The sequence below is a fragment of the Curtobacterium sp. AC272 genome (assembly GCF_979258155.1).
This window is the reverse complement of sequence record NZ_OZ409838.1, coordinates 1321532-1334491: the sequence shown is the minus strand read 5'-3', so window position 1 is coordinate 1334491 and position 12960 is coordinate 1321532. Positions and strand designations below refer to the sequence as shown.

Sequence of the window (12960 nt, the reverse complement as noted above, 5' to 3'; positions counted from 1 at the left end):
GTCCGCAAGGCGGTCGCGTCAGTTCCGAAGCCAGCACCGGCACCCGCACCGGCACCCGCACCGGCACCCGCGCCGGCACCGGCACCCCCGAAGCCGGCCCCGGCAGCCTCGGCACCGCGTCGGCTCCCGTCGCCCCCGCCCCAGCAGCTCCGACCCCCGCAGCTCCGACCCCGCCGCTCCCGCGGTGCCGGCCACGACCGCCCCTGCGGCCGAACCGGCCACGCACCCGGTGCAGGGCGTCGTCGAGCACGTGGGCACCGCCTCCCGGCCCGTCACCGACACCGTCGCGACGGTGCTGCGTCCCGTCACCGGGACCGTGCAGACGGTCACCGACGCGCGACCCGTGACCACGGTCGTCGACACACTCGACCACGTGGTCGGCAGCGCCCCGGTGGTCGGCCCCGTCGTCGGTGACGACACCCTCGGCACGGTCACCGCTCCGGTCACCGGCCTGGTCGACGACACCCTCGGCGGTGTCGGCACGATCGTCGGACAGGTCCCCGACGTCGTCGCGGGCGTGGTCCCGTCGGTCGGTGGCGTCCTGCCAGGAGGCACGGATCCCGTCATCGACGTCCCGCACCTCCGGTCGTCGTCGGCACCACCCCGTCCGGCGTGCCCGGCTCGGCTGTCCCGTCCGCGCGACCGCCGCAGGCTGCCGCCCCGGCGACGACCGCGGCCACGTCGACGGGTGCGGGCGTGACGTCTGCCCCGGACGCCGAGCGCCGGTCGGCCGTGACCGCGCCGTCCACCCTCGTGACCGGATCGCTCGCCGGCCCCCGCGCTGGTGCCGTGCAGGACGCGACCCTGGGCGGCACCGCCCTGCTGGTGCCCGAGCCGGGCGACGGCCACGCGCCGTCCGACGGCCCGGGCGGCGCGGGCGTCCTCGGGGGCAGCGCCACCTCGACTCCCGGCGGCGCCGCAGCCGTCGGCATCGTCGGCTCGACCGACGACATCGTCTCCCTCGCCGCGGGGTCTCGCGGCACGCTCTCCGACGACGCGGTCCCCGCATCCTTCGTCGGCGAGCACGACGTCGCCCCTGACTGAGATCGGTGCGCCTGTCCGCCACGGCAGGCACGCACACACCGACCGCGACCGCGGTCGGCCAACGATCTCGATCAGGGAGTACGACCATGAACAAGTACGTCTCGAGAGGGCTCTGGTTCGCCCTCTTCGTCGGCGGCCTCACGCTCGGAGGGGCGGCAGCGGCGAACGCTGCCACGACCTCCGGGGCGGACGGCGCCGTGTCCGGAACCCAGGTGGTTCCCTCGGTGGACGCTCCGGTGTCCCTCACCGGCAACGCCCTCGGGGTGCTCGGCGACGCGGTGTCGTCGGTGACCGCGCCCGCCGCGGCTCCTGCGGCCCCAGCGGCCGCTCCGGCGCCCGCGCCCGCTCCGGCTCCTGCTCCAGCTCCTGCCCCGGCGCCGACGACCTCGGGCGCTGACGGCACGGCCTCCGGCACCCAGGTGGCGCCGGCCGTGACCGCCCCGGTCTCCGTCGGTGGCAACGCCGTCGCCGTCGGTGGCGACGCGGTGTCGACCCCGGCTGCTGCTCCGGCCCCGGCGGCACCCGCCCCGGCGCAACCGGCCGCTCCCGCCGCTCCCACACCGGTCACCTCGGGCGAGGACGGCACGGTCTCGGGGACCCAGGTCGCCCCGGTCGTGTCGGTCCCGGTGACGGTGTCCGGCAACGGCATCGCAGTCCTCGGGGACGGCGCCGCTGCCGTGTCCGGCCCGGCGACGACGCCGGCACCGGCCGCTCCGGCAGCGGCCGGGCCGAGCACGTCCGGCGACGACGGGCTGCTCTCGGGCACGCAGGTCGGCGGACTGGTCGACGTTCCGGTCACGGTCGGCGGCAACGGCATCGGGCTGCTCGGTGACGGCACCTCGGCGGGCACGACGCCCGCTGCGGGGACCGGCACGGCTGCCGGTCCGGCTCCGGCTGCCGGTGGCACGACGGACGGGTCGAACGGGACTGCCTCGGGCACCCAGGTGTCCCCGGTGGTCGCGGTCCCGATCACGATCGGTGGGAACGGCATCGGCGTCGTCGGCGACGGCACCGCCACCACCCCGGGCACCGGCACCACCCCGGGCAGCACGACCCCGTCGACCGGAGGCTCGACCTCCGGCGACGACGGTCTGCTCTCCGGCACCCAGGTGGTCCCGGTGATCAGCCTGCCGGTCACGATCGGTGGGAACGGCATCGGCGTCCTCGGTGACGGCACCGCCGCCACCCCGGGCAGCACCTCGCCCGGCGACGGCACGGACCCGGGAACGGACCCCGGCACGGACCCCGGGACCGACCCTGGCACGGACCCCGGGACCGACCCCGGCACGGACCCCGGAACCGACCCGGGCACGATCCCCGGTGACGGCACGGATGCCGGGAACGGCACCACGCCCGGCGTCGTGACCACCCCGGCCGGCGCCACCGGCTCGGACGGGCCGACCCGGGCCTCCGCGACGGGTGTGGTGGCCACCGCGGTCGCCGCGACCAGCGGGATCCCGGCCGTCGCGCAGACCGTGGCGGACACGGTCGCCAGTGGCGACGGTGCGACCGAGCTCGCGTACACGGGAGCGACCTCGCCGGTCGTCCCCTCGGGTTCGCGCTCCTGCTGCTCCTCGCCGGAGCGGGGACCCTGGTGCTGCGCACGCGGCACTGACACGAACGGGGCTCGAGGGGCACCGCACCTGCGGTGCCCCTCGTCCCCCTGCCCGCGGCTGGGAGGATCCCGCCAGGCCGCTGTGACCGGACGGTGGCGAACCTGTGCGCAGCCGAAGCGCCTCGACGGCTGGCCAGCAGCGGGGTGACGCCACGATGAGACCGTGTTCCACGACCTGCTGCGCCTCTCCGTCACCAGCCGCGACGTCCTCGTCCCCGTGGACGTCCTCGCGGTGCTGCTCACCGCCTGGGTCGTCACGGCCCCCGTGCTCCGACGCACCCGTGCGCACCCCGTCCGGGCCGTGCTCACCCGGCTCGCGGCGTTGCTCGTCGGCGCCGGAGCCGGGCTCGTCGCGGTCTGGTGGACGGGCGACGTCCAGGACCTGTTCGGCGTCGCGTTCACCCCGGTCACCCGGATGTGGATCGCCTTCGCGTTCGCCGCGGTCGCCCTGCTGCTCGTCGTCCTCGTGCAGGGCGGCTGGACGCTGCGGGTGGTCGCCGTCGGTGCGGCCGCCGCGGTCGCGCTGTCGGCCGGTCTCGGGGTGAACGTGGACTTCGGCTTCTACAAGGACCTCGAGCAGGCGGTCGCGACGAACCCGTACGCGACGCGGTCCCTCACCGTCCAGCAGCACGGTGCGCACGACGGGGCGGTGGTCGACGCCGCGCGCTGGCGGGCTCCGGCGCGCATGCCGCGCGAGGGCGAGACCCTGAGCGTCCGGATCCCCGGCACGGTGTCGCACTTCCGCGCCCGGAAGGCCGTGGTGTGGCTGCCGCCGGCCGCCCGGGTCGCCCACCCGCCGACACTGCCCGTCCTCGTGGCGCTCTCCGGCCAGCCCGGGCAGCCGGCGGACATGTTCCAGACCGGTGACCTCGGCCGGTACCTTGAGCGCTATGCCGACGCCCACCACGGTCTCGCCCCGATCGTCGTCTCCCCGGACCAGCTCGGTGCTCCTGAGCGCAACCCGATGTGCGTCGACTCCCGGCGCCTCGGCCGGAGCGCGACGTACGTGATGACCGACACGGTGCGGTGGATCCGGGAGCACCTGCCGGTCGCGACGGCGCCGAGCGCGTGGGGGATCGTCGGGTTCTCCCAGGGGGCGACGTGCGCGATGCAGTTCTCGACCGCGCACCCGGACGTCTTCGGGTCCGCGCTGGCGATCTCGAGCGAGGCCGGACCGCGGAACGGCACGGTCCAGAACACGATCGCCCTGGGCTTCGGCGGGTCGGCCGCCGCGTACCGCGCAGCGTCGCCGAGCGCGATCATGACCGCGCACGGCCGGTACGGCGACCACCTGACGGTCTTCGGGTTCGGCCAGGACGACGCTCCGTACCGGGCGTCCACCGATGCCCTCCGAGCGGTCGCCGAACGCGTCGGGATGCAGGCGCCGCTCGTGGTGTCACCGGGCTCCGCGCACGACTGGAACACCGTGCGGTACGTCCTGGCACACGGTCTGCCGACGGTCATCGCACACCTCGGGCTCCCCGCGACGACGGGCGCCCTGTGACCCGCACCGGGTGGGGCTGGCGCGGACCACTGCGGGCGGTCCGTCGCCACCCGGTGACGACCGCGATCGTCGTCCTCGTGCTCGCCACCTCGGCCGCCGCGGTCGTCCTCCGCGTGCTGCACGGCGGCGGACCGGTGTCGTACGGCCCGTTCCGGGTGTTCGCGGTGTCGACCGGGGTCGTCGCCCTGCTCGTCACGCTGGCCGGGGTGGTGGTCCTCGTCGGTGCGGCCGAACGGCTGATGGGGTCGTGGCGGACCGTCCTCGCGTTCGTGGTGACGACGACGGTCGGCACCGGGATCGGTGCGCTCAGCGCCTTCGTCGACTCCGACGGGCGCGACGTCGGGTCCTTGCTGCTCGGTCGTGCGACGAGCTTCGACCCGTGGACCGCGATCGTCGGGACGATCGTCACCGCGAGCGCCTTCGCCGGACCCCTGTGGCGACGCCGGATCCGGGTGAACGCGCTCGCCGTGGTGGCTGCGCTGCTGCTGTACGCCGGACACGCCTCGGACCTCTACGCCGTGCTGGCCGCCGGTGCCGGCTGGCTGCTCGGCGAGCTGCTCCGTCGGACGCCGAAGCGCAGCGGCTGGGTACGGAGCTCCCACCGCGAGACCCGGGTGCTGCTCGGCACCGTCGTGCTGGTGTCCGCCGTCGGCCCCGTCATCGCGCTGGTCTCGCGCGCACGGGTCGGCATCCTCGCGCCGATCGCAGCGGTGGTGGGCGCCGGTCCGGTCACGCCGGTGCACGGGTGCCGCGCCGACGGGGTCGCGGGGAGTGCCTCCGCGCGCTGCTCGCGTACCGCGCGACCGACCCGTGGAGCCTCGTCCTCGCTGCCGCACCGCTCCTCGTGCTCGTCGTCGGTGGCCTCGGCCTGTTCCGGGGCAGCCGGTTCGCCGTGTGGCTCGTGGTCGTGGTCGACGTCGTCACGGCGATCGCTGCGGCCGTCACGTACGGCGCGGTGCCGGGACGGATCGAGCAGCTGCGCGGGCCGGAGGACCGGTTCGTCGTCGACGTGTCCATCGCCGCGTCGATCGTCGTCCCGCTCGCGACCGCCGTGGTGCTCGTGCTGCTCCGACGGTCGTTCACCGTGTTGCCGTCCCGCCGCCGGGTCGTCACCTTCGCGGTGACGGTGCTCGCCGCCGCGGGCGTCGTCGTGACCGCGGTCCTGGTCACGGCCGCCTCGTCGCCGCAGCACGTCGAGGACCCCCTGCGCCTGGCCGTGGCCGCGCTCGGTCCGATCGCGCCGGTGACGTTCTGGGACCGGCTCCCGTCGCTGCACCCGATGCTCCGCGTCGTGATCGGTCTGGCCGGTCCGCTGCTCTGGTTCGTCATCGCCTTCGCAGCCGTCCGGCCGACGGGGGCGGTCGAGCCCGAGGCGGACGGTGACCGGACCCACGGCGACCGTGAACGCGCCAGGGCGCTCCTCGAGGCCGGCGGCGGTGACGCGTTCGGGTGGATGACGACCTGGCAGGGCAACGCGTACTGGTTCGCCGCGGACGGCCGTGCCGGTGTCGCCTTCCGCCGGAACGGCCGGGTCGCGGTGACGGTCGGCGGTCCGTTCGGCTGGCCGGACGCCCGCGCCGACGCCATGACGGCGTTCGCGCGGTGGTGCGACGACGTCGGCTGGACGGCCGTCTTCTACGGCATCGGCACGGACACCGCCGACACCCTCACCGCCCAGGGGTGGAGCACGCTGCCGGTCGCCGAGGACGCGGACCTCGACCCGGAGGGTCTGGACGACGAGCGGCAAGCGCAAGCAGGACGTCCGGACGGCGGTGAACAAGGCGAAGCGCGACGGCACGACGGCCACCTGGTCGTCCTGGCAGGAGCTGCCGGGCTCGACCACGCGGCAGATCGAGGCGATCTCCGAGGAGTGGGTGTCCGAGCGGGACCTGCCGGAGATGGGCTTCACGCTCGGCGGCGTCGACGAGATGCGCGACCCGGCGGTCCGCGTCCTCGTCGCGCAGGACGCCGCGGGCACGGTGCTCGCCGTCACCAGCTGGCTCCCCAGCCACCGCGCGGGCCGCGTCGTCGGGTGGACGCTCGACGTCATGCGCCGGACCGGTGCCGCCCCGAACGGCGTGATGGAGTTCCTCGTCGCCAGCGCCGCGGAGCGGATGCGCGAGGACGGTGTCGAGCGGCTCAGCCTGTCGGCGGCGCCGCTCGCACAGGCGGGTGAGAACGCTGCGCCGAGCGATGGCGTGCAGAGCCTGCTGGACCTCGTCGGGGGCGTCCTCGAACCGGTCTACGGGTTCCGCTCGCTGCTCCGGTTCAAGCAGAAGTTCGGCCCGGAGCTGCACCCGCTCGTCCTCGCCTACCCGGACCCGGTGGCGCTGCCGTCGATCGGCCTCGCGGTCGTGCGCGCGTACCTGCCGGACCTGTCGCTGCGGCAGGCGGTCGCGCTCGCGCGCGGACGCGGCTGACCCGGCACCGTCGACGGGGCCGGTGCGGTGGACGCGACCGGGCGGCGGACGGGAGGCGCGGTGCGAGCCCGCCACGGGCCTCCCGGTCGTGCGCCGCGTCGCCCCGTTACGTGCCCCGCGCCGGCCCGACGCGTCCGTCACCGGTCTGGGGTATCGTTCCGACTACGCAAGCGCTCCGGGGTCGGTGTAATTCCGAACCGGTGGTGACAGTCCACGAACTGATGACGGGTGCGAACCCGGCAGAGGTTGACTCGGTGAAACTCCGGGACCGACGGTGAGAGTCCGGATGGGAGGCGCGCTGGCGGACGAGACGACCCACCCTGCGTGGGACGACCCGTCCGTCGATGCCGACGATCGTCGAACACCCCCGGAGTCCCGTTGAGAGGACACCAGTGTTCACCGGCATCATCGAGGAACTCGGCACCGTCACCGCCGTCGAGCAGCACGGCGACTCCGTCGCGCTCACCGTCCGCGGGCCGATCGTGGTCGCGGACGCCAGCCACGGCGACTCCATCGCCACCAGCGGCGTCTGCCTGACCGTCGTCGAGCAGACTCCCGACTCCTTCACCGCCTTCGTCATGAAGCAGACGCTCGACATGAGCGCGCACGGAGCGTTGCGGGTGGGCGACCGCCTGAACCTCGAGCGCGCCGCGTCGGTCGGCGACCGCCTCGGCGGCCACATCGTGCAGGGCCACATCGACGGCACCGCCACCGTGCTCGAGACCGCGGACGGCGACGGCTGGCGCCGGGTGCGGTTCTCGCTCGCGCCGGCGCTCAGCCCGCTCGTCGTCGACAAGGGGTCGATCGCGCTCGACGGCGTCTCGCTCACCGTCAGCGCCGTCTCGTCCGAGGACACCGCGCCGGACGCCGCCTGGTTCGAGGTCAGCCTGATCCCGGAGACGCTCGAGGCCACGACCCTCGGCCTGCGCGTGCCGGGCGACCGGGTGAACGTCGAGACCGACGTGCTCGCGCGGCACGTGCGCCGGATGCTGCGGCTCGACGCCGCCGTCGGCTCGCTCGAGACCGTCGGATCGGAGGCCCGGTGATGGTCGCCGCGGTCCCGCAGACCCTCGGCTCGTCGAGCATCGAGGCCGCGCTCGCGTCGGTCGCGGCCGGCCGCCCGGTGATCGTCGTCGACGACGAGGACCGCGAGAACGAGGGCGACGTCATCCTGTCCGCCGAGCTCGCGACGCCGGAGTGGATCGCCTGGACCGTGGCGCACTCGTCGGGGTTCATCTGCGCGCCCGTGAGCGCCGAGATCGCCGACGCCCTCGACCTGCCGCCGATGGTCCAGCACAACGAGGACGTCCGCGGCACCGCGTACACCGTCACCGTCGACGCAGCCGTCGGGGTCACCACGGGCATCAGCGCCCACGACCGAGCGCGCACGCTGCGGGTCCTCGCCGATCCGACCTCCGTGCGCGACGACCTGCACCGTCCCGGCCACGTCGTCCCCCTGCGGGCACGACCGGGCGGTGTCCGCGAGCGTGCGGGACACACCGAAGCCGCGATCGAGCTCGTCACCGCAGCCGGGCTCCGGCCCGCCGCGGCGATCTGCGAGATCGTCGACGAGGACGGCAGCATGATGCGGCTGCCGGCGCTCGTCGCACTCGGGGCGCGCGAGGGCGTGCCCGTCATCACCATCGCCGCGCTCGTCGAGTGGCTGGACGCGGCAGACCGGACGGCGGCAGCAGCTGCCCTGTCCACGGAAGGAACAGCACGATGAGCGGAGCAGGCGCGGCGGACCGCGACCACGTCGACGGCACCGGGATCCGGGTGGCCATCGTCGCCGGGCAGTGGCACGACACGATCGCGGCGGGCCTCCTCGCCGGGGCGCAGCGCGAGGTCGAACGGCTCGGCGCCACCGCGTCGGTGTTCCCGGTCCCGGGGAGCTTCGAGCTGCCCGTCGTCGCGAAGACCGCCCTCGAGGCCGGGTTCGACGCCGCGGTCGCGCTCGGCGTGATCATCCGCGGCGGCACCCCGCACTTCGAGTACGTGTCCGACGCCGCCACGAGTGGGCTCACCCGCGTGGCGATCGACACCGGCAAGCCCGTCGGGTTCGGCGTGCTCACCCTGGACGACGAGCAGCAGGGCATCGACCGGGCCGGGCTGCCCGGCTCGAAGGAGGACAAGGGCGCCGAGGCCGTGCACGCCGCGGTCGCGACCGCGGTGATGCTGCGCTCGTTGCGCGTGCTCGCGTAGCGCGGCTGGTTCACACGGCGCTCGCACGCAGAACGGCCCCGCACCTCGAGAGGTGCGGGGCCGTTCTGCGTGGCGGAGTTGTTACCGCTTGCCGAACACGTGGATCGGCAGGAAGAAGGAGAGGGTCATCAGGATGAGGCCACCCATGAAGATGAACGCCTGGCCCGAGTCGACCTGGAACGCGAACCCGAACAGGTACATCGACACCAGCAGCAGCAGGATCGAGAAAACAGCGGCGATGACGCGGCCCACGGGATACCTCCGGGTGTCGACGAGTGGAACGTCGCCAAGTCTATCCCCAGGAACGGGGATGGTCGTTCACACGCCGGGCTTCGTCGCGATCAGCCGGTCCACGACGGCGAGGAGCGCCTCCATGTCGACGGTGCTGCGCTTCGGCCGACCGTCGCTCGCGGCACCGAGGGAGGCCTGGTGGTACAGGCCGTCGCCGAGGAGCTTGACCGCCTGAGCGGTGGGCTCGTCGTGCAGCGCGTCGACGAGGGTCACGAGCCACGCGTTCTCGGTGTCGTCGAGGGTCCGGCCCGCTTCTTCGTAGCCGGCCTGCTGCAGGCGGCTCGCGGCGAGGAGCGCGAGGTCGAGCTCGCTGCCGACGAACAGGCAGTTGCGGACGAAGTAGCGGGCGGCACCGTCCTCGGCCTCGGCCATGCGCTCGACGTCGATCGCGGACAGGTCGGAGAGTCGCTCGCACAGCCCCTCGACCAGGGCCGCCTTGGAGCCGAAGTGGTACAGCAGCCCGCCCTTGGAGACACCGGCGCGGGCGGCGACGGCGTCGAGCGTCGCGGGACGTTCGCCGTCTTCGCACACGATGGCGACGAAGCTGTCGAGGACGCGGTCGCGGGCACTGGCCATGGGCACGAGTCTAGGAGGAGTTGTGCACGAGCAGGTGCAGGCGTCGCGGGCCGTCCCGTGACGCCTGCACCCGGCCGGTCGGGGCGCTCGGCCCGTCAGCCCTTCAACGCTCCTGCGGCGATGTTGGCGATGAAGTGGCGCGAGCCGATGATGAACACGCCGATGAGCGGGAACACGCTGATCACGGCGCCGGCCATCACCGCCCCGAGGTCCGTCGCGTTCACCGAGCTCAGTCCGGCCAGGGCCACCTGCAGGGTCTGTCCCTTCGGGTCGATGAGGACGATGAGCGGCCAGACGTAGTCGTTCCAGGCGGTGATGAAGGTGAAGATGCCGAGGAACGCGAGCCCGCCGCGGAGCATCGGGACCGCCACCGACCACCAGGTGCGGAAGAACCCCGCTCCGTCCACCCGGGCCGAGTCGATCACCTCGTTCGGGATCGACGAGGTGGCGAACTGCCGGAGCAGGAAGATACCGAACGCGTTCGCCGCCCCCGGGATGATGAGCGCCTGCAGACCACCGATCCACCCGAGGTTCGCCATGAGCACGAAGCTCGGCACCAGCGACAGGCTGCCCGGCACCAGGAACGTGGCGAGCATGACGGTGAACAGTGTGCGCTTGAACGGGAACTCGTACTTCGCGAAGGCGAACGCGGCGAGCGAGTCGAACAGCATGACCAGGACGGCGGTGCTGCCGGCCACGAGCACGGTGTTCAGGAGTGCCCGCAGCATGTCCACGTTGCTGAAGACGGATGCCACGTTCGCGAGGGCGTTGTCCCCGAACCAGAGCGACGGCGGGTAGCCGAAGATCTCGGCGTTCGTCGACGTCGACATCACGAGGAGCCACCAGAACGGGAAGATCGACAGCAGCACCCCGACGATCAGGCAGAGGTGCGTGACGGCGGTCCCGAGCCAGCCGCGGCGGAACCCGCGGCCACGGTCGTTGCCCGCGGCGCCCGGTCGCCCGAGTGCTGCGGCGGTGTTGGTCGTCGTCGTGGTCGGTGTCGCGGTCATGCGTCGACCCCCTTCGTGCTGGTGCGGACCGTGCGGGCCACGCGGAGTCGTCGTGGGGTCTTCAAGCCGTCGCGTTCACTGAGCAGACGCCAGTTGATGATCGCGAACACCACGGAGAACAGGAACAGCACCCAGGCGATCGCCGAGCCGTACCCGAAGTCGAACTGGTTGAACGCCTGCTCGTACTGGTAGAGCACGATCGTCATGCCGGCCTCGTCGGGGCCGCCCACCGCTTGTCCGTTGAACAGGATCTGCGGCTCCGTGAAGAGCCCGAGCCCACCGATCGTCGACGTGATCAGGGTGAACAGGATCACCGGGCGCAGCAGCGGCACGGTGATGCGCGAGAAGATCTGCCACGCGTTCGCGCCGTCCACCTTCGCGGCGTCGTACAACTCGGTCGAGATGGACTGCAGTCCGGCCAGGTAGATGATCGCGTTGTAGCCCGTCCATCGCCAGATCACCATCACCGAGATGGTGACCTTGATGCCCCAGTACGACGACAGCCACCCGACCGGGTCCGCGCCGAGCGCGCGCAGTGCCGCGTTCACCAGGCCGAAGCCGTCGGAGAACACCGAGCCGAACACGATCGCCATCGCGACCATGCTCGTGACGTTCGGCACGAAGAACGCGACGCGGTAGAAGCCCTTCGCCCGGATGTTGCCGTGCAGCAGGAACGCGAGCACGAGTGCGAGGAACAGCATCGGGATCGTCGACATGACCCAGATGAGGAACGTGTTGCCGACGGCGTTCCAGAACCGCGGGTCGCCGAGCAGGTACTGGTACTGGGCCAGACCGACGAACGCGGGGAGCCGACCCCGTCCCAGTCGGTGAACGACAGCACGATCGAGAACACGATCGGGAACAGCCCGAACACCAGGAAGAGCACGTAGAACGGCGCGATCGCGACGTACTGCGGCCAGAACCGGCGGAACCCGTACCGCTTGCCGGTCGCTGCGGTGGTGATGGAGGACGTCGGTGTCCCGACGACCGCGGGGATGCTCGTCGTCGGGGGCGCCTGCTTGGTGCTCATGCGCGGACCCCCCGCTTGTCGAGGACCCGGTTGGTCTGGTCGACGGCGTCCTGCCAGGCGCGGTCCGGGTCCTTGCCCCCGGCCTCGACGTTCGTGATCTCGGTCGCGAACGCACCGATGAACCGTTCGGAGTTCGAGATGTACGTCACCGGCACGTCCATCGCCGAGGCGTTGAAGAACGCCAGCGGGTCCTGGTCGCCGAAGTAGTCGCCGGGCTTCCGCATGATCCCGTTGTCGAACGACGCCGGGGTGGAGGGGAACAGCTGGATGTCGTTGTACGTGTGCGACTGCACCTCGGGCGAGGTGATCCACTGCGCGAACGCGGCGGCCGCGGCCGGGTCCTTCGAGGTCTTCGGGACGGCGAGGAACGACCCGCCGCTGTTGCCCGGGCGATCCGGTTGCCGGGCGACCCGCCACGTGCCGGCGGCGTCCGGAGCGGTGTCGTGGATGACCTGCGTCCACCACGCGCCCTCGATCTGTCCTGCGACCCGGCCGGACACCCACCCGGCGTTCTGGTCGGTGCCGGACTGCAGGTTGCCGGTGAGGCCGGAACGGACGCAGGCGACGGCGTTCTCCCACGCCTGCCGCACCGAGCTGTCGTCCTGCTCGAAGACCGGCTGGTCGTCGCGGTCGAAGTACCGCGTGGGGCTGGCGTAGATGTACTGGTTGAAGAGCTGGTTGGCGGTGATGACCGTCGCGGCGTCCGCACCCTTCCGGATCTTCGCGCCGAAGGAGCGGAACCCGTCCCACGTCGCGATCGCGTCGGAGACCTCGTCCGGGTCGGTCGGCAGCCCGGCCTTCGCCAGGACGTCCTGCCGGTAGAAGAAGCCGGTCGGTCCGGTGTCGACGGGCCAGAAGCACTGCCGGCCGCTCGGCGTCCGGCCGAGCGCGCTCTTCCAGTCGTAGTACTCGTCCCGCTTCGCCGCGCCGCCGTGGTCGTCGAAGTCGGTGAACAGGTCTTCGTCGGGGAAGTACAGCCAGCAGTTCGAGTTGACCATGAGGACGTCGGGGATGAACGCGTTCCCGGCGAGTGCGGTCCGGAACTTGGTGTCGTACGAGGCACCGCCGATCAGGTCGGGGCGGAGCCGCTTGGACCCCTGCCCGGCGATCCCCCCGGCGGCCTGCCGCAGGAACTTCGGGTCGAGCGACCGGTTCCAGTACCAGAGGACGAGTTCGTCAGGGTCCTTGGAGATGGCGGTGCTCGTGGAGCACCCGGCCAACAAGGCGGTGGTGGCGAGGGCTCCGAGGGCACCTGCGCCGGCGAGGAA

Annotated in this window: 13 protein-coding genes, 2 pseudogenes and 1 riboswitch; of the genes and pseudogenes, 10 read left to right on the top strand and 5 right to left on the bottom strand. The window is 72.8% G+C overall.

The features are described 5' to 3' along the window. Positions 1-184: 184 nt before the first annotated feature. The 10 genes and pseudogenes from ACZZ0J_RS06650 (at position 185) to ribH (ending at position 8785) form a co-directional block, all read left to right on the top strand. Positions 185-700, top strand: a complete 516-nt coding sequence (locus ACZZ0J_RS06650) for a hypothetical protein (protein WP_463435825.1) — start codon at positions 185-187, stop codon at positions 698-700. Further along, entirely contained in the window at positions 697-1044 is a 348-nt protein-coding gene (locus ACZZ0J_RS06645) for a hypothetical protein (RefSeq protein ID WP_463435823.1), read from the top strand. The genes ACZZ0J_RS06650 and ACZZ0J_RS06645 overlap by 4 nt, the downstream gene beginning before the upstream one ends. Positions 1045-1130: 86 nt before the next feature. Further along, complete coding sequence (locus tag ACZZ0J_RS06640; RefSeq protein WP_463435821.1) at positions 1131-2807, top strand: hypothetical protein; 1677 nt, start codon at positions 1131-1133, stop codon at positions 2805-2807. A 15-nt stretch (positions 2808-2822) separates the two neighbouring features. Then, positions 2823-4163, top strand: a complete 1341-nt coding sequence (locus ACZZ0J_RS06635) for an alpha/beta hydrolase (protein WP_463435819.1) — start codon at positions 2823-2825, stop codon at positions 4161-4163. Next, positions 4160-5287 carry a hypothetical protein gene (locus ACZZ0J_RS06630; RefSeq protein ID WP_463435817.1) on the top strand — a complete coding sequence of 376 codons (1128 nt, stop codon included), beginning with the start codon at positions 4160-4162 and terminating at the stop codon, positions 5285-5287. Before ACZZ0J_RS06635 ends, ACZZ0J_RS06630 begins: the two co-directional genes overlap by 4 nt. Positions 5288-5442: 155 nt before the next feature. Next, positions 5443-5883, top strand: a pseudogene (locus tag ACZZ0J_RS06625) (phosphatidylglycerol lysyltransferase domain-containing protein); the annotation flags it as partial. A gap of 25 nt (positions 5884-5908) precedes the next feature. Then, positions 5909-6583, top strand: a pseudogene (locus tag ACZZ0J_RS06620) (bifunctional lysylphosphatidylglycerol flippase/synthetase MprF); the annotation flags it as partial. Positions 6584-6750: 167 nt separating this feature from the next. Then, positions 6751-6885: riboswitch (FMN riboswitch) on the top strand. A gap of 90 nt (positions 6886-6975) precedes the next feature. Then, entirely contained in the window at positions 6976-7629 is a 654-nt protein-coding gene (locus ACZZ0J_RS06615) for a riboflavin synthase (protein ID WP_194646448.1), read from the top strand. Next, a complete protein-coding gene (ribB, locus tag ACZZ0J_RS06610; RefSeq protein WP_194646446.1) occupies positions 7629-8309 on the top strand; it encodes a 3,4-dihydroxy-2-butanone-4-phosphate synthase in 681 nt (226 codons plus the stop codon). The genes ACZZ0J_RS06615 and ribB overlap by 1 nt, the downstream gene beginning before the upstream one ends. Further along, complete coding sequence (ribH, locus tag ACZZ0J_RS06605; RefSeq protein ID WP_123338824.1) at positions 8306-8785, top strand: 6,7-dimethyl-8-ribityllumazine synthase; 480 nt, start codon at positions 8306-8308, stop codon at positions 8783-8785. The genes ribB and ribH overlap by 4 nt, the downstream gene beginning before the upstream one ends. 81 nt (positions 8786-8866) lie before the next feature. On the opposite strand, the gene ACZZ0J_RS06600 is transcribed toward ribH, so the two are convergent. From ACZZ0J_RS06600 to ACZZ0J_RS06580, 5 genes are all read right to left on the bottom strand, one after another. Then, positions 8867-9037 (bottom strand): hypothetical protein, encoded by a 171-nt coding sequence (locus ACZZ0J_RS06600; RefSeq protein ID WP_159574085.1) that lies wholly within the window; start codon positions 9035-9037, stop codon positions 8867-8869. Positions 9038-9103: 66 nt separating this feature from the next. Next, a complete protein-coding gene (locus ACZZ0J_RS06595) occupies positions 9104-9652 on the bottom strand; it encodes a TetR family transcriptional regulator (protein WP_463435813.1) in 549 nt (182 codons plus the stop codon). 95 nt (positions 9653-9747) lie between these two features. Then, positions 9748-10662: a carbohydrate ABC transporter permease gene (locus tag ACZZ0J_RS06590; RefSeq protein ID WP_111084306.1), complete on the bottom strand. Its 915-nt coding sequence runs from the start codon at positions 10660-10662 to the stop codon at positions 9748-9750. Then, positions 10659-11378, bottom strand: coding sequence for a carbohydrate ABC transporter permease (locus ACZZ0J_RS06585; protein WP_463435811.1), 720 nt, complete (start codon positions 11376-11378; stop codon positions 10659-10661). The genes ACZZ0J_RS06590 and ACZZ0J_RS06585 overlap by 4 nt, the downstream gene beginning before the upstream one ends. Positions 11379-11688: 310 nt before the next feature. Next, positions 11689-12912: an ABC transporter substrate-binding protein gene (locus ACZZ0J_RS06580; protein WP_260096173.1), complete on the bottom strand. Its 1224-nt coding sequence runs from the start codon at positions 12910-12912 to the stop codon at positions 11689-11691. Positions 12913-12960 lie beyond the last annotated feature (48 nt).